Here is a 20394-nt window from a genome sequence, read left to right on the forward strand (position 1 = left end):
GAGCTCGCGCCGGGCGGCGCCTGCGACGCTCGCCTTCCGGTCGTCCTGGCATCTCGCTTGCTCAACCAGCACGGAAAGCGCGCAAGGACAGAGCTTGCGCCGGGTTGTGCCACAGAAAGGACATCACAGGCCATGGCCATCCAGAAGAAGCGCAAGGTGCTCCGGACCCCGTTCGTCGTGACCGTCGCCGCGGCAGCCTCGTTCGCGGGCGCCGTGGCCCTGCCGGGGTGCGACCCCACGGTGCACGACGGCAGCTGCCCCGTGGAGAGGCCGGAAGAAGGGTCGAGCTGCGACGCGGACGACGTGTCCTGCACCTACTCGGGCGTATGCGGCGACGACAGCTTCAGGTTCACGTGCGTGGATGGGGCGTGGCAGATGGGGATCGACCCGACGTGCAACCCGCCGCCGCCGGCGTGCCCCGACGAGAGGCCGGAAGCCGGGTCGAGCTGTACCGCGGGCGGCCTGGCCTGCTCGTACCTCGACGACTGCGACAACCCCATCGACTACACGTGCGTGGGCGGGGCGTGGCAGATGGGGCCGGAGATGTCCTGCAACCCGCCGCCGCCCCCGGAGTGCCCCGAGGCGTTCCCGGAGACCGGCAGCGCGTGCTGGCAGATCGGGGCGAGCTGCGCCTATGGCAACCCTCCCGATTGCCCCGAGCCGACCATCGTGACGTGCGGCGAGGACGGCACGTGGTCCGTGACGGTCGCGGTCTCCTGCAACCCGCCGCCGCCGGCGTGCCCCGAGGCGACGCCGGAGGACGGGGCTCCCTGCGCGGGAGGGATCGGGACCTGCGGCTACACGATGCCCACCGGCTGCGGCCCGATGCCGATCGACGCGGAGTGCATCCTGGAAGGCGACGCCTGGCGCTGGCAGGTGCACGAGGTCTTCTGCAACCCGCCGCCGCCGGAGCACTGCCTCACGGCCGCCACCGCGGAGGCGTGCGCGGGCCTCGGGCCGACCTGTCAGTGGCTTGTGCCAGGCTGTGCCGATGGCGACGGAGCGCCGGCGCTGCCGGCGGCGGGCTGCTTCCCGAGCCTGCCGTGCGAGACCGACGCTGCGTGTCCGGCCGGGACGCTCTGCCAGGAAGTCGTCGTCAACCCCTGCGGTACCGCGTCTGGCGACGGGGCGACCTGCGCCGCGTGCGGGTTGTACAAGAACGTCTGCGTGCCGCCCTCCGCGGCGACCGCCGCGGGGAAGTGAGCTCCTCCGCGGCCGGCGCGCCCGGCCAAGGGCGCTCCTCCGCGGCCGGCGCGCCCCCCTCCCGTCTTGCCGCTCCCGGACCCCGCGCATAGCGTGACCCCATGACGGACGCCCCCGACGCAAAGCACGACAGCACCGCGGCCGCGGAGCAGGCGCCGCGCGAGCAGCCATCGCCCGTCGCTCGCGCTCCCCTTCCGCTTCCGCCCGCGAGCGACGCCGTGCGCGCCGAGTGGGGGCGGCGCATCGAGGCCGAGTATCGCTCGGCGGCGATCACGCAGCACCTCACGCTCTGGCTCATCCAGATGGGCGCGTCGCCGGATCTCATCGACGACGGCCTGCGCATCGTCAAGGACGAGCTCGCGCACGCGCGTCTCAGCCATCGCGTCCACGCCCGCGCGGGCGGCGGTGCCTTGCCGGCGCTGCGCCGCGAGACCCTCGGCCTCAAGGGCGGCGACGAGCCGCTCGAGATGGCGGTCGCCCGGGCGGGCGTGGAGGTGTTCTGCCTCGGGGAGACGGTCGCGGTCCCGCTCTTCAAGGTGCTCCGCGAGGGGTGCACCGTCCCGGTCGCGCGCCGGGCGCTCGACCGCATCCTCCGCGACGAGGTGCGGCACCGCGACTTCGGCTGGACGCTGCTCCGCTACCTGCTCGAGCTGCCGTGCGCGCCGGCCGTGCGGCAGCTGGTCGAGCGCGAGCTCCGCGCCATGTTCGCGCGGCTGCGCAGGAGCTACATGCCCCCCGGGGGCGCGAAGCGCGCGACCATCTCGGACGACGACCGCGCCTGGGGCCTGATGCCGGTCGCCCGCTACGGCGAGATCCTCGAGCGCGCCATCGAGCGGGACTACGTGCCCCGCTTCGGCGAGCACGGCATCGACGCAGCCGCCGCGTGGCGCGCAGGGTGAGGCGCCGCGCCTGACAGAGCCCGGCGCCCGGCGCCGGGCTCAGGGCTCGACGACGACTAAGGCAGCGTCGGAGTCGTCCAGTCTCTCCACTCCGACAGGTTGCCAGTCGCCTTGCTCGCCGCCGAGATGACGCCAGAGCTGCTCCCGGTCTTCGTCAAGAATTTACGAATGTTCTGCCGCAGGGGCTCGTTCCACTCGGTGCGCTGCGCGCAATGAGAGCCGTCCGAGACCGCCGAGATGTAGGAGATGTTGCCCTGCGCGCCCAGCGCCTTGTACACCTCTGCGCCGGCCAGCGCGGCCACGTGCGCAGACTTGGGGCCGAGGTTCGCGATGTGCGGATTATCCATGATGAAGAGGCCGCGCGGCGCGACCATGGCCACCACTTCGTGCGTGTCCAAGGGCAGGGACGTGACCCTGCTGGTGAACGATCCGAACGCGTCGCCCAGCCAGTAGGTCTCCCCGTAGGCGCTGCTCGGGCTCTGCGCTCCTTCCCCGGGGATCCCGCGCCAGATCGGGACGCCGCCGCTGCCAGACTCGATCGGCAGGGTCAAGGCGATGCGCTGGTCGAAGGCGCCGATCGTGAATGCCCCCTTGCCGAAGCGGGAGCACCCTGAGACCCCGACGGCGTCTGCTTTGAGGATGGCGCCGCCCGACTGCTCGATGACATCGAGGATCCGGCTGACGCCCCAGGACCACGCGGCGAGGAGGCCCGTGGTGCTGTTCGAGCCGTAGATGTCGTAGAACGCCCCTCGCTTGGCGCTCCGCGACCCGGATTCGCTCCCGACGGCGTAGGGATCGTAGTTGATGATGGCGACGCCTTCGCCCTTGACGAGGGTGGTGTTCAAGGGGAACCCGAGGAAGCCTCCCCCCAGGCCGACGATCGCCGGGTAGGGCCCCGAGCCGGTGCTCGGCAGCTCGACGCTGGCGGTGAAGCTGGTCCTCTTGCCTTGATGAGACACGTTGACGGTAATGCTGGTCCTGGAGACGGTCCCCGTGACGCTCTCAGGCTTCGGCGGCTTCGTGCCGTAGATGTACTTCTCGGCTTGCTTCTTGATCTCTTGCCTTCGGCAGCGCCAGCCGGCCTTGGTGGAGATGCGCGATCCGTCGAGCTTCTTGAACGGGTCGGGCAGCTTGGCGATGGCGGGGAGAGCCCCTGCGTCCGGCAGGCTGGAGACCGCACAATCGGTCCCCTCATCCTCCACGACGCCTCCGCCCGAGCCGCCACCGCCGCCGGAACCGCCCGCGCCGCCGCCGCCTGCGCCGCCGGAACCGCCCGCGCCGCCCGCGCCGCCCGCGCCGCCAGCGCCGCCTCCGCCGCCGGTGCCTGAGCTGCTCGACGCGCTGCTGCTGGAGCCGCTCGACGCGCTGCTGCTGGAGCTGCTCGACGCGCTGCTGCTGGAGCTGCTCGACGTGCTCGATCCGCCGCTGCCGCTGACCGACACGAGCGAAGGCCTCCCGGTGCCGTTCGCGCAGAAGCCCCAGCTCGTCGACCCTGCCGCCTTCAGCGTGCCGTTGTAGGTCTCATTGACCACGCTGAGCTGCCCGCCCGACGGCGTGCCGCGCGCGCCCCAGGCGTTGCTCACCGTGGAGCCGTTGAGCGCGACCACCATCCCCCAGGCGGTGGTCTGGCTGCCGCTCGTGTTGGTCACGGTGACGTTCGCGCAGTAGCCAGTACCCCACTGCGACTGAAGCGCCAGATCCGCCGTTATCGCACCGTCCGGGCTCTTCAGCCCGGAGTCCAGCAGCTCGATGTCCTCGTCCTCGAGGTGCTCACCGCCGCACGCCGTCAGGCCGCAGGCGAGCGAAGCAGAGATATAGCCAAGCAAGCGAGTGATGCGCATTCAGGTTCTCCATGTTCGAACCGCTCGAGCCGCGGTCATCCTCTCGAGCCGCGGTCATCCTCTCGAGAAGGGGATGTGCGCCAGAGAGACGCCTGCGAGCTCTCCCGATCCATCGGTTAGGAATCAAGATTCCCGGCCAGCGCGCTTTTGATCACGGTTGCACCCGCGGGCGTGTGCCGACCCCATGCCTGGCATGCATGACGTTTGTCGGAGCGAACCTCACATCGCGGGCGCCCTGCGAGATGAGGCCGGGCATCGGAGGAAGCAAGAGAAGCTCGGACGCGCAGCCGCACGAAGCGAGTCCGCCCGGCAGCACCATCACCCCGAGTCAACCCCTGAGCGCCCGGCCGAGAACGGTCCAGGTCGCCAAGGGGCGATTAGGCCATCTACGCAGACGCGCGTTGAAAGGCAAGACTCTTTTCGTCCTCACGGCCGTTTTGCCATGCAGCGTACAGCCACATTCCTCCCTTGCGGTGAAGCTTCACGAACAACCGCGCTGGACCGTCGCGGCGGCGTTGTACAGCACCTCTGATATCGCGATGCCCGGGCCGGGGCGCGGGCGGGTGCAGGATGCCCGGAAGCGGCGGCGGAGGGCGCCCCGTTTGCCGTCTGCGTTTGGGCCACACCGAGCTACGCCATCACCCGGAGGACCCGCCGCTCCGGCAGGCTCGCGCGCCGCTGCTCCCACTCGCCGCGCGCCGCCCACTCGAGGATGCGGCGCAGGAGCAGCGCGGGCGCGTCCGCCTCGACGTGGTGCTCACGGAGGTCGCCCTGCCCCGCGGAGGCCGCCTCCGCGCTCTCCAGGAGGAGCCGGTCCTGCCGGAGGATCGCCGGCTCTTCCCGGCGAAAGCGCGCGCGCGCCCCGAAGGGCAGCGCCCTCGCAATCATCCACTCCAGGCGGCACCGGTCGGCCGCGGTCGGGACGAAGTGCAGGACGATCCGGCGCGCGGGCCCGCCCAGCGAGCGGACCTCGACGCGGTCGGGGAGCTTGAACGACAGCAGCGTCTCCGGCGACCGCCGCCCGGCCGCGCCGCCGTCCTCGCGGATCGGCCCGCGCAGCGTCATCCCGTCGGGCGTCGGCCGCACCTCGAGGAGCTCCTCGCGCAGGCCGCGGAGCAGCGCCGTGTAGAACTGCCAGTGCGTCCAGGGGTGCGCGAACGCCGGATGACACCAGTCGAGGTTGTTCTCCAGGCCCTTGGCCGAGGCGCACCCGAGCTCCACCGAGCCCTGGTCCCAGCGGTGCGCCGCGAAGCCCTCGATGCCGGGCACGGGCGGCGGCGCGCCGCCGTCGCCGCCGAGCCAGACCCACACATACCCGTCCTGCTCCGCGCAGGGGAACGCGGGGACACCGCACCTCTCCGGGACGCGCCTCCCGCCGGCGAGCGACGGGATATACACGCACGCCCCGCCGCCGCCGTACCTCCAGCCGTGGTATCCGCACGCGAGCTCGCCCCGGGTCACGCGCCCGAGCGACAGCCTCACGCCGCGGTGGCAGCAGCGATCGGCGAGCGCGCGGGGGCGGCGGCCGTCTCCACGGAACACGACGATGTCCCGATCGAGCACCCGGACGGCGCGGGGGGCGTCCCCGAGCTGCGATGAGGGGCAGGCAACATACCAGTACTCCCTGAGGAACATGATCTCACCTCCAGCAAACATTCACGGATGTATGTAAATCGCCAAAAAAAAGAGCGCCTGTCTCAGCGCCGGAGCCCGCGGACGAAGGTCGCGACCATGCGGCGCACGGCGGCCTTCGACGCCAGCGCCTTCGGGTCCATGAGGTGCAGCGCGGTCGCGCCGTTGACGAGGCTGACGGCCGCGAGCGCGGCCGCCTTCGGGTCGGCGGCGCGGTCGATCTGGCCGGCCGCGATCCCCTTGCGCACGAGGTCGGCGATCGTGTCGACGAGGCGGCGCACGCTCGCGACCTTCTGCTGGAACGCCGGCTCGAGCTCGGGCAGGAGCTCGGTCTTGAACAGCGTGATCGAGAGGACCGCGCGGTACTCCGGATCTTCGTCGAGGACCTCGAGCGATCGCGTGAGCAGGCGCTCGATCGACTCGAGCGGCGAGTAGCTCGGGGAGAGCGCCTCGGCGAAGACCTCGTTCGCCCTGGCGAAGCGCTCGCCGACGAGCGCCGCGTAGAGCTCCACCTTGCCCTTGAAGTGCCAGTACACCGCGCCCCGCGTGAGCCCGGCCTCCGCCGCGACGTCCTGGAGCGTCGCCGCCGAGTACCCCTTGCGGCCGAAGACGAGCAGCGCCGCGTCGAGGATCTGCTCGCGGGTCGCCGCCGCCTCCTCCTTCGTCCGTCGCACCCGGAGGTTATACATTCACGGATGTATGTTTGCAAGCCCGCCCGCCGCCCGGGCTGAGCAGGGGGGCCCGCGGCGGGCCGCCGCGCCCCACCCCGCCGCCGGCGGCGCCCGGCGCCACCCCTCGCCCGCGGTCAGCGTCAAGCGCCAAGTCGCCCCCGGCTGTGACAGACCACGTCCGACCCGGTCCACGTGGAGAGAGCGCCCCGAGGACTCCAGTTCTCCACAGGCTTTCTCCACAGGAAGAGCCCAGGGACAACAGTTGGATTCTGTCGATTACCATCGCAGCGCGCGCCCCCTCTCGCCATGGCCCTCGCGGAGCCTGGCCGAACCTCGCGCGGAAGGGCGAGCCGGCGTCCGAAGCGCGCACACAAGTACGCGGATTCACTTGCTTTTTACGCGCCAGGATCCCGGCCGTCCGACCCTGACAGGTTGGGACAATGTCCGTCCGATCGATCCCTTTTCGGACGGGTCGAAGATGGCTATCCATGGTAGACATCAAAAACGCGGCGCGACGGCGTGTCTCTCGCACGACGCGTGTAAATGGCGCGCCGGAACGCTTCGTTTTGGAGGAGACTTCATGGAAAAGATCTCGCTCACGTACTTTGTCGACTTCGTTCTCAAGGCCGGGACGCCCAAGCTGACCGGCGTCAGGGAGTTCAAGGAGCGGAAGGACGAGCTCCACACGGACTTTTACAGGCAGGTGCGAGAGGCGATCGTCGACATGCACAGGAGCGGAAAGCCCACCAGCGTGCTCGACGGCTTCCTCGCCGCCCAGCACGACGAGCGGCGTCGCCGCATCTACCCGTCGGTGGTGAATGGATACCGCAAGTTCCTCGCCTCGGCGAAGATGACGTGGTTCGAGCCGCCGACGTCGACGTACCGCCTCGGCGATCTCGAGATCAACGTCAATCCGGAGCTCGGGCTCGTCATCGACGGGACGCCGCACGTGATCAAGATGTATTTCCGCGGCGAGCCCCTGTCGTCGAAGCGCGTGTCGGTCGTGCTGAACCTCTTGATGAACGGCCTCGCCGAGAGCACGCCGGGCGGCGCCTTCGCGGTGCTCGACGTGCGGAACGCCAAGATTCACACCTTCAAGGTGCCGAACCCGCGGCTCAACCTGCTGCTCCGCGGCGAGGCGGCCTCCTTCGCCACCATCTACACGGGGCTGTGACCGGCGCGCGGGCGGCGCGCGTCGCACCACGTCATCTCCCGGCGTCCACCGGGCCCGGGGCGCCCACCGCGCCGCCGGCGTCGCCGCGCCCTCCGCCGCTCATCCCGGCGGAGGGCGCGCGGCGCTCCCGCCCGCCCAGCGCAGGGGCCCGCGCAGGCGGCCCGCGCGGCGGCCCGCGCGGCGGACGGTGTGGCGGGCGGTCGCTGCGATGCCGCCATGCGGCGTCGCAGCGACGCCGCGGCGCCGTCACGCCGCAGCAGCAGAAACCTGCAGCGTCGCGGCCCGACGACGCCGCACAGGCAATCAGCTGTAGGAGATCTACGCCTCTGGCCACATCGCAGCACGCACAAGCAGAGCGAAAATGACCGATTCCGTGAAAGAGAACTACGATCAAGCCGGTAGCTTCAGTTATCCTCAGTCTGCCATGGACCGTCGCGCGCAGATCACCGCAACCCCGCTTCATGTACCCAGCATTCTTGTGGTCCTTGATCCGGCGTGGCCGGCGCTCTTCAGCCTGTGCCTCGCGGTGGCGCCGGGCTGCGGGGTGCTCCTGCACCGCTGCGACGCGGCCACGGCCGCGACGATCGCCGCCGAGCGGCGGCCGCTCGCGATCGTCCTGTCGAACGGCGTCTACGCGATGGATCCGGCCGAGTTCGACGCGCTCGCCCGGGACGTCCACTCGACGCTGCTGCGGCTCGACGAGGAGGTCAGCGAGCGGGAGCTGGAGGCGATGCTGAGCGGCGCGCTGCGCGAGACGCGCGAGATGAACGCGCAGCGCGAGGCGGCGCGGCGCGACGAGGGCAGCGGGCGCTACACGGTGATCGGCGCGCAACGCCGCGAGACCGTCGGCGCGATGAGCGCCGTGGACGCGCGCGCGGCGTCGCGGCCGGGCGCGAGCGCCGATCCCCGGCTCGCGCCGCGGCACCGCGATTCGTCGCCGGGGCCGAGCACGATGCCGCCGCCGTCGTCGCGCGCCGGCGCCCCACCCTCGGTCCGGCTGCCGCTGCCGAGCAGCCACCCGGTCACCCCGGTGCCCCCGTCCAGCGTGCCGCCGTCGTTCCGTTCGCCCCCCTCGGTGCGCTCGGCGCCGCCGTCGTCGCGCGCGCAGGGGCCCGCGTACGCCACGGGCGTGCCTCGCTCGGTTCCGCCGCCCGCCTCGCGCCCGCTCTCGAGCCTGCCGCCGGCGCATCCGACCGTCGCGAGCGCCCCGCTGTCGGTCCCGCCCCCCTCGACCCGCGCGGCGGCCGCCTCGGTGCGCGCCGAGCTGCGGTCGAGCCCGCCCCCGTCGACCCGCGCGCTGCCGAACGCGCCGCCGCCGTCGTCGCGCGCGCCGGGAGGCGCGGTCGCGCGGCGGCCGACGCCGATGCCGGCGAGCTCGCCGGCCGGGCCGCCTTCCTCCACGCGGACGCTGCCGAGCCCGCCGTCCGTGCGCGGCATGTCGAGCTCGCCCGCCTCGGTCCGTTCGAGCTCGCCCGGCCGGCTCCCTGGCACCGAGCCCCCGCCGTCGATCCGGACGATGGGGCCGCTGTCGGCCCGCCTGGCCCCGCCTTCCTCGGTGCGCCCCGAGCTGTCGCCTCGCTCGGGCGTGCGGGAGCGGGGCAGCGAGGAGCTCGACGCCGTATTCGAGGATCAGAAGCTGCCGCTCGACGCGCTCGCGCGCGGCAACCGGGGCAGCTCGACGCGCTGAAGCGCCGGGGCGGCGCTGTCCGGCGAGCGCAGGAGCTCGCCGGACGGCGCCGACCTGCTTCCCTTACCCTATCCGCCTACCCGCGCGGGCGCGCGACCCACGACACGGTGGAGGCCGCGACGCGCCCGAGCAGATCGCCGGCGATGTCGATGAGCGCGGGGGGCGCGGGGGCGCCGAGGTCACGGCCCAGGTCGACGAGGATGCGGTCGACGCACTCCATCGCGCTCGAGGCGGCGAGCTCCATGCCGGCGCCGCGCCCGCCGGCGGCGCGACCCGCGAGGTAGAGCCCCCGCACGGGCGTGTACACCGCCGGCCGCGCGCGGCCGACCTGGCCGGGCGTCTGCGCGGTCCCGGCCGCGAGCTCGGCGCCCGGCCCGCGCTCGTCCCCGGGCGAGCCGTCGACGAAGACCGCCTCGGAGAGCAGGCCGGGCACCGCCCCGGCGAGCGCGCGCAGGAGCTCGTCGACCGTCGCGGGGGGCGCGCCAGGCGAGGCGACGCCGCTCGCGCCGGACACGGCGCACGCGCAGAGGAGCTCATGCCCGGGCGGCGCGAGCGACGGATCGAAGCGCGTCGGCGCGACGCAGTAGAACGGCAGGGCCGGCGCACCGGCGCCGCCGCCGAGGCCGGCGAGCGCGCCCGCCGCGGCGAGCCGCCGGCGCAGCCCGATCTTCACCTGGGCCTGCCTCGGCGACGGCGTCAGCGCGCGGACGCGCGCCACGTACGCCTCCGGGAAGTGCGGCTCGCCCACGAGCTCCGCGACGGTGGACGCGAGGCCGGCCGTGCTCACCACGATGCGCGCCGACAGGGTCGTCCCGTCCTCGAGCTCCACGCCGCGCACGCGCCGATCGCGCACGAGCACGCGGCGCACGGCCGTGCCCGTCCGCACGGCGGCGCCGAGCTCGCGGGCCAGGCGGCAGAAGACGTCGGTGACCCGGGCCGCGCCGCCCTCGGGGTAGCTCTGCCGCCCGGAGCGGGCGAGCTGGCGCAGGGCGAGGAGCGCCTCGCCGGCGGACGCCTCGGATCCGGGCAGCAGCAGCGGCAGGCCGAGCAGTCCGCCGAGCCGGGCCGCGGCCGCGGCGCGCGGGAGGAAGCAGGCCGCGTAGGCCTCGGCCGTCACGTCGTCGCACGCGGCCAGGTCCACGTCGCGCATCGCCGTCGCGTGCGCGAGGAGGCGCGCGGCGCGCGCGGCCTCCAGGGGCGTGAGCTCGAGGGCGCGCGCGAGATCCAGCGCGGACGCGGCCAGCCGCCGGAGATCCGCCGGGAGGGCGACGCGGCCGCCGCGCTGAGCCCCGGCGCTGCCCCCGCGCGCGGCGCCGGCGAAGCAGAGCGCGGCGGGCTCGCCGCTCTGGCGGAAGGCGATCGCGTCGCCCTGCCCCACGCGGCGGAGCACGTCGCCGAGCGGGCCGTCCTCGCCGCGGCAGAGCATGTGCGTGCCTGTATCGACACGGAAGCCGTCCCTCTCGACCGCCGCGGCGGAGCCGCCCAGGCGGCGCTCCTTCTCGGCGAGGAGGGTCGGGATGCCGGCGTGCGACAGGAGGAGCGCCGCGGCCGAGCCGCCGACGCCCGAGCCGATCACCACCGCGCGCAAGGGGACCTCGTCGTCCATGACGTCGCGAGAACATAACGCGGCGAGCCCGCGCGCGGCGTATCGCGCAGCACGTCCGACGTCGCGCAGCATCTCGCGAGGCGCGCGACGCCCGCCGCGAGGCGCACGGCGAGCGTTGACCCTCGAGAGCAGCCGCCCGTAGAGTGTAGCCTTGCAGCCGACGTGCCCGCCATGAAGACCTGCCCGCAGTGCCACCAGCGCTATCCGGCCGAGAGCACCTTCTGCTTCATCGACGGCTCGTCGCTCGTCTCCGAGAAGGACCCCCGCATCGGGATGTCGATCGCGGGCCGCTACGTCATCGAGCAGGCGCTCGGGATCGGCGGGATGGCCACGGTTTACCGGGCCTACAACAAGCTCATCGGCACGCCGTGCGCCATCAAGATCCTGAACCGCGAGTTCGCGCAGGACACGACGACGCGCGAGCGCTTCCGGCGCGAGGCGCGGCACGCGCAGCGGCTCGCGCACCCGAACATCATCGAGATCTTCGATCAGGGCGACACCGACGACGGGCTGCCCTTCCTCGTGATGGAGCTGCTCCAGGGGACGAGCCTCGCCGACGTGGTGGAGCGCAGCCGGGTGCCGCTCGCGCGGGCGCTGCCCATCTGGGTGCAGATGGCGCGCGCCCTCGGCCGCGCGCACGACTTCGACGTCGTGCACCGCGACCTCAAGCCCGAGAACGTGTTCCTGCTGAAGGGCGACTGGGTGAAGCTCCTCGACTTCGGCATCGCCCGGTGCGCGCAGGACGCGCGGCTCACGAACCTCGGCGAGATCTTCGGCACGCCGCAGTACATGGCGCCCGAGCGCAGCACGACCATCGACGCGGGCCCCCCGGCCGACCTCTACTCGCTCGGGGTCATCATGTTCGAGATGATCACGCAGCGGCTGCCGTTCGACGCGCCCGATCCGGCGAGCTGGATCCTGAAGCACCTGAACGAGCAGCCGCCGCACCTCCAGGAGCTCGCGCCGGAGATGCCCGACGCGCTCGACCGCCTGGTCAACGCCCTCATGGCGAAGGACCCCTCGGCGCGCCCCGTCGACGCGTACCGCGTGCTCGCGGAGCTCGAGGAGATCGCGGCCGCGAGCGGGATCGCCCTCCCCCCGCCGCCCGAGGCGATGCCGCGCGACTCGGCGGTGCGATCGCGCGGCGCCGGGCGCGATCCCTGGGTGAGCCGGCTCGATCTGTTCGAGAAGATGACGGCCCGCGCCTTCGGCGCGTCCGCGCCGGCGGAGATCCAGCGGCAGCTCGAGGGGCTGCGGGGCCTCGTGCGGGAGCACGTCGATCTCCGCTCGAGGGCGCTCGACGAGCAGCGGCGCCTCGAGGGCGTCGCCGAGGAGTGGCGCGACGGCCGGCTGCAGATCGGGCGGGCGATGGACGCGCTCACCGTCGACGCCTCGCTCACGCGCGAGGAGGCCCGCTCGTTCCGCGCCAGGGTGGCGCCGCTCAACGCGGCGACGCAGGCGTTCGTCCCCGCGGTGCTGAGCGCGCACAAGGAGGCCGTGCGCTGGGAGGGCCGGTGCGGGTTCGCCGAGCCCTACCTCGAGCTCGCCGCCAGCTACCGCCGGCTGGCGGAGCTCGTCGAGGGCTGGTACGCGTCGCGGAAGGCGGATTACGAGGCGGAGAGCGAGGCGATCGCCCGCGAGCACGAGGTGGCCGAGGTGGACGCGCAGATCAAGAAGCTGCGCGAGCGCCTCGAGGAGCTCGATCGGCAGCTCGAGGCGCGGCGCCGGGAGTCCCAGGAGCGCATCGCCGAGATCGGGCGCAGGGCCGATCAGCTCGACGCGGAGCTGCTCCACCTGGCCAGCCGCTTCTGCGCGCCGCTCCGGTCCAAGCCGGAGCTCGGCACGCTCTTCGTGGAGCTCGAGCGGCTCGCCGGCTGAGCGCTCCGGTCCGGCGCGCCGACGGCGGCGGGCGGATCCCCCGGCGCAGCGCGCCGATCCGGCGTGGACGCGCCGACGCCGGGATCATGCCGGCGCCGCAGCAGGCCCCCGTCGCCCGGCATTGCGCCGCGCGCCAGCACGGTCGCCGCGCCTCGCGCGTACTAAGCTAACCCCCCGTGACGCCCGCCCCCGCAGAAGAGCCGCGGCGCCCCTCGCCGCGCGCGCCGGGACGCATGCGCCGCGCCGCGTCCGCCGCGGCGGCGGCGCTCGGGCTGGCCCTGGTGTTCACCGGCGCCGCGGCGGTCGGCGTCGCGCTCCACCTCGACACGCCCGCCGCGCGCCGCGTCGCCCGCGACGCCACGAACCGGCTGCTCGGCTCTCTCTTCTACGGGCGGATCGTCGCCGACGAGATCGACAGGCTCGGCCTGAACGGCGTGCGGATCCGCTCCGCGGTCGCGATCGACCCGCGGGGGAACAAGGTGATCCGCGCGAGCGGCATCGCGGCGCGCGCCGACGTGCTCGCGATCGTCCGCGGCGCGCTCCTCGGGACGGGCGCGCTCCGCGTCGAGGTCCCGTCCATCCGCGTCGAGCAGATCGAGGTGCTGGTCCAGGACAACGGCGCCGACGGGGTCACCCTCGGCGACACGTTCGCGCCGCTGCCGCCGAGCCGCCCGCCGTCGTCGGCGCCCGAGGCGCCGCCGCGCGAGGTCGTCGTCGCGCTCTCGCGCATCGAGATCGGGCGCGGGTGGGTCCACGGGCAGCTCGCGCCGCGCGCGCTGGACGCCGACATCAACCGGCTCGTCGGGTCGGTGCACATCGGCCCGGACGGCGTGGCGGTCGACGTGGACCAGACCGGCCTCGTGGACCGCGCGCTCCTGCCGGGCCGGACCGCGGGCACGGCGAACTACCACCTCCGCGCGGGCGACAAGGTCCGGATGTGGAGCAGCTTCGCCGGCCGGCTCGCCGACGTCGAGATCACCGCGCGGGCCGTGCTCGACGAGGATCACCTCGAGGCGCAGGCGAGCGTCCCGCGCGCCACGCCGGAGCAGCTCCGGAGCCTCCTGCCGGATCACCCCCTCACCGAGCCGGTCGCCGCGCGCGTCGCCGTGAACGGCGACCTCCCCCAGCTCGACGTGGCGGCCTCGTTCTCGGCGGATCCGGCCGGCCCGGCGGGGGGCAACGTCGCCCTCGCGGGGCGGCTCGACGTGACGGGGCCCGTCCGGCTCGACGCCGACGTGCAGGCGCGCGACGTGGATCTGCGGCTCTTCGGCGTGCGCTTCTCGTCCGATACAACGGGCGGCGAGCCCGGCGCCGCGCCCGCACGGACAGGCGCCGCGCCCGCACGGACAGGCGCCGCGCCCGCACGGACAGGCGCCGCGCCCGCACGGACAGGCGCCGCGCCCGCACGGACAGGCGCCGCGCCCGCACGGACAGGTGCCGCGCCCGCACGGACAGGCGCCGCGCCCGCACGGACAGGCGCCGCGCCCGCACGGACGGGCGCCGCCGCGGCCAAGGCCGCGCCGGAGGAAGCGGCGACCGCGATCACCGCCGAGGGCCGGGTGCGCGTCGAGCTCGGCGACGAGCTCCGGCTCGCCGTCGAGGCGCGGACGGAGCCGACCGAGCTGCTCGGAGAGCGGGTGCCGGCCGCGGACGTCCACCTCGTGCTCGACCGCGGCGAGCTCCACGTGCGCACGCACCTCCACGAGCCGGGCGCGCCGATCGACGCCGCCGTCTCGCTCCTGCCGGGCGGCCAGGGCATCCGCTTCGCGGCCACCGCCGACATCCCGGCGATCGCCGCGGCCCCGCGCCTCGCCGGGCCCGTCGACGGCGCCGGCCGCGTGCGCGTCGAGGGGAGCCTGCGCGACGGAGCGCTCGACGCGCAGGTCGAGGGCGCGTTCGCCAGGCTCCGGGTCGGCCCCGACGTCGCGCTCGCCAGCGCGCGCTTCGCGGGGCGGGTCACCGGGCCGCTCGACGCGCTCGCGGTGAGCGGCTCGCTCTCCGGCCAGGAGGCGCTCGCCGGCGGCCGCACGTTCGACGAGGTCACGGCGCAGATCTCCGGCCCGCTCGCCGCGCCGAAGCTCCGCGCGACGGTCACCGACGGCGACGACGCCCTGGACGCCTCGGCCCGGCTGAGCTCCGCCACCGGGGCCCTGCGCGACATCGAGCTCCAGCTGAAGCGCGACGGCGCCGTGGTCGCCGGGAAGATCGCGGCCATCGACCCGTCGGCCGGAGGGCTCGCCGTCGAGGGGCTCGAGCTCGCCTCCCCCGAGCTCGGCTCGCTCAAGGGCCGGCTCGCGGTGCGCGGCGACGACGTGACCGGGCGGCTCCAGGGCGACGACATCGACGTCGGCCGCCTCGCGCGGATGCTCGGGATCCCGATGCGCGTGCGCGGGCGCGCGGACGTCGACGTCGCGCTCGACCACGACCGCAAGGCCGGGCGCTCGGGCCACGTGCGGCTCGACCTCGCGGGCGGCGAGATCGCGTTCCTGTCCGGCGTCTCGGCGCGCCTCACGGCGACCTTCGAGCGCGACCAGCTCAAGGCCGACGGGCTCGTGCGCATCGACGCGGCGGCGCCGCAGCCGGCCGGAGGGCGCGCTGCGAACGGCGCGCCGAACGATGGGGCGAACGACGCGCTGCCGCGGTGCGCCGGCACCCTCGCGAGCGTGCGGGTGTCCGGCGCCGAGGGCACGCTGAAGGGGCCTCTCCTGCGCGCGGAGACGTGGGCCGGCCTCGTGGGGCAGGCCGAGGTCGCCGCGGACGACTGGGACCTCGGGTGCCTCGCGCGGCTCATGCCGATCGCGCACGTCGTGAGCGAGGTCCGCGGCAAGCTCACGACCCGCTTCCGGGTGTCGCGCGCGCCCGGCGAGGCGTTCCCCTCGCTGCACGACGTGCTCGTGCGGACGCAGGGCCTCGCGCTCGCGGGGCCTCACCGCGTGGGCGCCGAGCGCCCCGCCTGGGACTCGCGCTTCATCGACGCGCAGCTCAAGGGCTCGCTCGACGGGACGACCGGCAGGGCCGAGGCCGCGCTGACGCTGTACGACGGCGGGCTGCTCGCCGACGCCTCCGGCTCGATCGACCTCGACCTCGCGGCGCTCGCCGGTCCGCCCGCGGGCCGGTGGACGTCGCTCCTGCGCTCGCCCATCGCCGCGCAGGTCTCCTTCCCGCGGCGCGCCGTGGACGAGCTCACCACCCTCCCCTCGTTCGTGCGCGACGCGCTCCCGCCCCTCGCCGGCGAGCTGCGGATCGACGCCTACGCGGGCGGCACCCTCGCGCGCCCGTCCCTGACCGCACGCACCCTCTGGTGGGGCCTCACGTACGCGCCGCCGGGCGCGACGGGCGCGACGGATCTCATGTTCCCCACCGATCTCGACGCGTGGCTCACGTACGACAGCGAGAAGGCCACGCTGGACGCGCACGTCACGCGCGGCCCCGACGAGATCGCGACCGCGCGCGCCGAGGTGATCGCGCCCCTCGACCGCCTCCTCGCGGCCCCCTCGCCGCGCGCGCTGCGCGGCGCGCCCCCGCCCCCGGCGTGGACCGGCCGCTTCCGCGCCACGCTGCGCGACGTCCCGCTCGGCGAGATCCCGCTGCTCGGCGACAGCGGCATCGGCGGGCGCGTGAGCGGCGAGATCGAGATGCGCGACATCAACGTCGCGCCTGCGCTCACCGCGCACCTCACGCTGCCGGGGGTCACGATCGGGAGCGATCTCGCCTTCGAGCGCGGCGTGCTCTCGGTGCGGATCGATCCCAAGCGCGGGACGGACCGCGGGGAGCTCCGCGTCACAGAGCTCGCGCTCGAGGGCCCGCGCGGCGGCAAGCTCCGGGCGAACGCGTTCGCCAGCGTGCGCTTCCGCCACGGGTTCCTCCCGATCCCCGACGGCGACCACACCGACCTCGCCCTCTCGGCGGAGCGCTTCCGGCTCGCGGCGCTGCAGCCCCTGGTCGGCGGGCTGCTGAGCAAGATCGACGGCACCCTGGACGGCGACCTGCGCGTCGAGCTCGGCGGCGCGTCCGGAGACGAGGGGGGCAGCGTCCGCGCCCAGCTGGAGGTCCGCGACGGGGTCGTGCACATCCCCGAGCTCGGGCAGGAGCTGCGCGACGTCGCCGCCCGCGTCACGGCCGACGGCGGCGTCGTCCGGATCGAGGGCCTGCGCGCGGCGGGCACCACCGGGCTGGCGCAGGGATGGGCGCTCCTCCGGCTCAACGGGCTCGCGCTGCGCGACGGGGCCGGGGCGCTGACCATCGCCGACGACCAGGCGCTCCCGCTCACGCTCGAGGGGGTGCCGCTCGGGACCGCCTCGGGGATGCTGTCGTTCATCGCGGAGAAGAAGCCCGGCGAGCTCGCGCTCTACGCGACGGTCCCGAGGCTCCGCCTCACGCTGCCGGCGACGAGCAGCCGCGACGTGCAGCCGCTCGGCGACAACCCCGACATCTCCGTCTCCCACCCGCTCGGGCCGGAGAAGCAGAAGCGCGCCGCGGACGCGCTCCGCTACGCGATGACGTTCGACGTGCGCGACGCGGCGGTCAGCGGCGCGGGGCTGCGGCTCTCGCTCCGGAGCGACGAGGACGCGCCGCCGCGGGTGGAGATCGGCGAGGACGTGCGGGTGTCGGGCGGCATCGTGATCACGCGCGGCGCGCTCGAGATCTACGGCAAGGCGTTCGAGATCGAGGGCGGGCGCGTGCGCCTGCGCGAGGAGGATGCGTCGAACCCGCACCTGAACGCCACGGCGCACTGGGACGCTCCGGACGGCACGCGGATCCACGTCGCCTTCAACGGCAACCTCCGGCCCATCACCGAGCGGTCGCTGCGCTTCACGTCGAGCCCGCCGAGCTCGCAGCAGGACATCCTCGCGCGGCTCCTGTTCGGCGCCGATTTCTCCGAGGGCGCGCAGGCGGCGGGCGCCGAGACGCCCGGGGGGGTGGCCGTGGGCCGCGTGGCCGCGTCGGTCGGCAGCGAGCTCGCGACGGCGCAGTTCAACGCGCTGCTGAGCGGCATCGCGCCGCTGCGCGGGCTGTCGACGCGGTTCGGGACCACGGCGGACGGCACGCTGCGGACGAGCCTCGTCTACCGCCTGAACGACGATCTGACCGCGCAGGCCACCTTCCAGGAGGGCGCGGTGCGGGGCACGACCAGCGAGAGCGGGCCGACCACGGGGGGCACGGCGAGCGAGCGCGGCACGCGGACCGAGGTCACCATCGACTGGCGCTTCGACGAGCACTGGACGCTCCGCGGCACCGTGGGCGTCGACGAGCGCCAGACGACCTCGGGCGTGCTCGACCTGCTCTGGCACTACCGGTACTGAGCGGCGCGCGGGGCGCCGCCGCGCCGCGGGGGCGTCAGCGCGCCGCGCTACCCGCGGCCCGCGCGGGCAGCCGGATCTCGCGCCCGGCGACGCGGAGCGTGGGCGGCTCGTCCTCGACGAGCAGCGGGGCGAGCTGCGACTGCGCGTGGCGCGAGAAGCGCGCCTCGAGCGCGCCGCCGCGGGCGCGCGCGTACACGACGCCGTCCTCGCCGAGGGAGAGCGTCCCCGGATCGAGCGGCTCCTCGGTCCCGTCGAACAGGACCAGCGTGACCGCGCCGCCGTCGCCGATCCGGAGCGCGTCGACGAAGAGCGGGGCGTCGTCGGCCTGGAAGTAGCACCAGTCGTAGCCGTTCGAGAGGATCGGACGGCCGTCGTCCGGGTGCCGCGCGATCCACGCCCTGAGCCCGCGCTCGAGCGCGGGGTGGTCGACGCGGGCGCCGTCGTGCCAGAAGCGGCCCTCGCGGTCGAGCCGGATCGAGCTCTCGCGGGACGTCCCTGGGGGCGGCGCGAACCGGAAGAAATCAGGATGGTCGCCGGGCTTCATGGGTCACCTCGCAGGAGAGATGCGGCCCGGCGCGGCGCCGCGCAAGCCGCGCGCGCCGGGGAGTACTATAGCGAGCCCATGCGATCCCAGACGGACGAGGCCACGGCCGACGAGCACCTGCGCGCGACGCGGGCGTACTACGACGAGTTCTCCGCGCGCTACGAGGACCGGCGCGGGGGCCGCGACGTCGGGGGCTACCACGATCTCGTCGACGCGCTCGAGGTCGACTTCGTGCGGCGCTTCGGCGAGGGCCGCGACGTGCTCGAGGTCGGGTGCGGCACCGGGCTCCTGCTCGCGCGGATCGGCGCGTTCGCGCGCTCCGCGCGCGGGGTCGACCTCTCGCCCGGCATGCTCGAGCGCGCCCGCGAGCGCGGCCTCGACGTCGTCGAGGGGAGCGCGACCGCCCTGCCCTTCGCCGACGAGAGCTTCGACGTCGCCTGCTCGTTCAAGGTGCTCGCCCACGTCGAGGACGTGCGCCGCGCGCTGTCGGAGATGGCGCGCGTGGTGCGGCCCGGCGGGCACGTGATCGCGGAGTTCTACAACCCTTACAGCCTGCGCGGGCTCGTGAAGAAGCTCGGCCCGGCGGGCGCCATCAGCGACCAGACCCGCGAGAGCGCCGTCTACACGCGCTTCGACGCGCCGCGCGCCGCCGCCGCCCTGATGCCGGAGGGCGTGCGCGTCGTCGCCTCGCGGGGCGTGCGCATCGTGACCCCGTTCGCGGCCGCGATGCGCGTGCCGGGCCTCGGCCGGCTCCTGCGCCGGGCGGAGTGGGCGCTGTGCGACACGAGGCTCGCGGAGCTCGGCGGGTTCTGGATCGCCGCCGCGCAGAAGGCGTGAGCCGCGCCGCCGGCCCCGGTCAGAACCGGCCGAGGAGCCCCGCGTAGAGGCCGCCGGGGAGCGCGGAGATCGTCGGCGCCGCGGAGAAGCCCGGGGGCGGGGGCGGCACGCGGCGCGTGCGGAAGGAGACCCGCTCCGGGATGAACGTGATCTGCGCGTGGGCGATCCCCGCCGCGATGAGCGTCGCGAACGTCCCGAAGGCCACGCGGTTGACCGCGGCCGCGGTCTCGATCCGGCTGTTCAGCGCGTCGATGTCGACGGCCTGCGCGGGGGTGCCCGGCGCCCTGGGCCGCGGCGTGACGTCGACGTTCGTGTAGCTCGACAGCGCCAGGGCCGACACGATCGACGTGCCGCCGGCGACCGCCTGGCCGACCAGGAAGAACCAGCCGAGCCCCTCGTCGCCGTTCTGGAACTGCCCCACCCCGAACGGCAGCATCGCGATCCAGCGGGAGTTCCGCTCCACGACCCGCTCGCTCCCGGCGAGCCGGTGGAGCTCGGCGATCCAGCGGCGCTCGTCGTCGCGGCCCCGCTCGATCCGCAGCCGCTCCGCGCGCTGCGCCTCCGCCTTCTGCCGGGTCATCTCCTCGATGCGCGCCCGGCTGCGCGCCCGGACCGCCGTGAACCGGTCGATGACCTCGGGCTGGAACACCGCCGGGTTCGGCGAGTACACCGGGTTGTCGAGGAGGATCTGCTCGATGTAGGCGTCGGCCTCGCTCGTGCGCCGCAGCGCCACGAGCGCCGCGGCGGCGAGGCCGCGCGCCCGCTCGACCAGCGCGGGATCCGAGATCCGGCACGGCTTGCCTTCGACGTCGGTCGCGCCGCGCTCGCAGGGCGGGCTCGCGGGGTCGAGCATCGCCGCGAAGCGGCTCACGGCCTCCTCGTAGTGCCCGGCGTCGAAGCGCGTCTTGGCGAGCTCGAACTGCTGCATGTCGTCGGCGGCCGCCGGGCCCGCGCAGAGGAGCGCGAGGGCGCCCGCCGCGGCCGCGGCGAGGCGCCGCGGCGCGAGCAGAACACGGCCGCTCCCGACCGATGGGAAGCGAGCGCCGGGAGATTTCCCGCCTGGAGTTCGCGCAGCCATGCGGAGGGGTGCGCCGTGATGTAGCGGAGTTTGGGCGGGGA

General features: G+C 74.5%; 13 protein-coding genes. 7 read left to right on the forward strand and 6 right to left on the reverse strand.

Annotated elements, in window-relative coordinates; all coding sequences use genetic code 11:
- Nucleotides 1-132 precede the first annotated feature (132 nt).
- Complete coding sequence (locus tag WME98_RS52750; RefSeq protein WP_437949112.1) at nucleotides 133-1203, forward strand: hypothetical protein; 1071 nt, start codon at nucleotides 133-135, stop codon at nucleotides 1201-1203.
- 101 nt (nucleotides 1204-1304) lie between these two features.
- Complete coding sequence (locus WME98_RS52755; RefSeq protein ID WP_437949113.1) at nucleotides 1305-2102, forward strand: ferritin-like domain-containing protein; 798 nt, start codon at nucleotides 1305-1307, stop codon at nucleotides 2100-2102.
- Nucleotides 2103-2158: 56 nt separating this feature from the next.
- Here the strand turns inward: WME98_RS52755 and WME98_RS52760 are convergent, their stop codons facing one another.
- The 3 genes from WME98_RS52760 to WME98_RS52770 form a co-directional block, all read right to left on the reverse strand.
- Nucleotides 2159-3943 (reverse strand): glucuronyl esterase domain-containing protein, encoded by a 1785-nt coding sequence (locus WME98_RS52760; protein WP_437949114.1) that lies wholly within the window; start codon nucleotides 3941-3943, stop codon nucleotides 2159-2161.
- Between the two features lie 630 nt (nucleotides 3944-4573).
- Nucleotides 4574-5578 carry a Rieske 2Fe-2S domain-containing protein gene (locus WME98_RS52765; protein WP_437949115.1) on the reverse strand — a complete coding sequence of 335 codons (1005 nt, stop codon included), beginning with the start codon at nucleotides 5576-5578 and terminating at the stop codon, nucleotides 4574-4576.
- Nucleotides 5579-5640: 62 nt separating this feature from the next.
- Nucleotides 5641-6249 carry a TetR family transcriptional regulator gene (locus WME98_RS52770; protein WP_061624898.1) on the reverse strand — a complete coding sequence of 203 codons (609 nt, stop codon included), beginning with the start codon at nucleotides 6247-6249 and terminating at the stop codon, nucleotides 5641-5643.
- 577 nt (nucleotides 6250-6826) lie between these two features.
- Between WME98_RS52770 and WME98_RS52775 the strand changes: the two genes are divergently transcribed.
- The gene (locus WME98_RS52775) at nucleotides 6827-7420 is read left to right on the forward strand and encodes a hypothetical protein (RefSeq protein ID WP_061621211.1); all 594 of its coding nucleotides are present in this window, start codon (nucleotides 6827-6829) and stop codon (nucleotides 7418-7420) included.
- A gap of 478 nt (nucleotides 7421-7898) precedes the next feature.
- Entirely contained in the window at nucleotides 7899-9107 is a 1209-nt protein-coding gene (locus WME98_RS52780) for a hypothetical protein (RefSeq protein ID WP_437949116.1), read from the forward strand.
- 76 nt (nucleotides 9108-9183) lie between these two features.
- Here WME98_RS52780 and WME98_RS52785 read toward each other — a convergent pair whose 3' ends face one another.
- Complete coding sequence (locus WME98_RS52785; RefSeq protein ID WP_437949117.1) at nucleotides 9184-10713, reverse strand: phytoene desaturase family protein; 1530 nt, start codon at nucleotides 10711-10713, stop codon at nucleotides 9184-9186.
- A 171-nt stretch (nucleotides 10714-10884) separates the two neighbouring features.
- Here WME98_RS52785 and WME98_RS52790 point away from each other — a divergent pair, with 171 nt between their 5' ends.
- A complete protein-coding gene (locus WME98_RS52790) occupies nucleotides 10885-12591 on the forward strand; it encodes a protein kinase domain-containing protein (protein WP_437949118.1) in 1707 nt (568 codons plus the stop codon).
- Between the two features lie 176 nt (nucleotides 12592-12767).
- Nucleotides 12768-17894: a translocation/assembly module TamB domain-containing protein gene (locus WME98_RS52795; RefSeq protein WP_437949119.1), complete on the forward strand. Its 5127-nt coding sequence runs from the start codon at nucleotides 12768-12770 to the stop codon at nucleotides 17892-17894.
- A gap of 34 nt (nucleotides 17895-17928) precedes the next feature.
- Here WME98_RS52795 and WME98_RS52800 read toward each other — a convergent pair whose 3' ends face one another.
- On the reverse strand, nucleotides 17929-18438 hold the full coding sequence (locus WME98_RS52800) for a hypothetical protein (protein ID WP_437949120.1): 510 nt from the start codon (nucleotides 18436-18438) through the stop codon (nucleotides 17929-17931).
- A gap of 78 nt (nucleotides 18439-18516) precedes the next feature.
- Between WME98_RS52800 and WME98_RS52805 the strand changes: the two genes are divergently transcribed.
- On the forward strand, nucleotides 18517-19275 hold the full coding sequence (locus tag WME98_RS52805) for a class I SAM-dependent methyltransferase (RefSeq protein WP_437331392.1): 759 nt from the start codon (nucleotides 18517-18519) through the stop codon (nucleotides 19273-19275).
- 19 nt (nucleotides 19276-19294) lie between these two features.
- On the opposite strand, the gene WME98_RS52810 is transcribed toward WME98_RS52805, so the two are convergent.
- A complete protein-coding gene (locus WME98_RS52810; protein WP_437949121.1) occupies nucleotides 19295-20353 on the reverse strand; it encodes a hypothetical protein in 1059 nt (352 codons plus the stop codon).
- Nucleotides 20354-20394: the final 41 nt, after the last annotated feature.

Origin of the sequence: Sorangium sp. So ce296 (assembly GCF_051529605.1) — a bacterium.
GTDB classification, from domain to species: domain Bacteria; phylum Myxococcota_A; class Polyangia; order Polyangiales; family Polyangiaceae; genus Sorangium; species Sorangium cellulosum_D.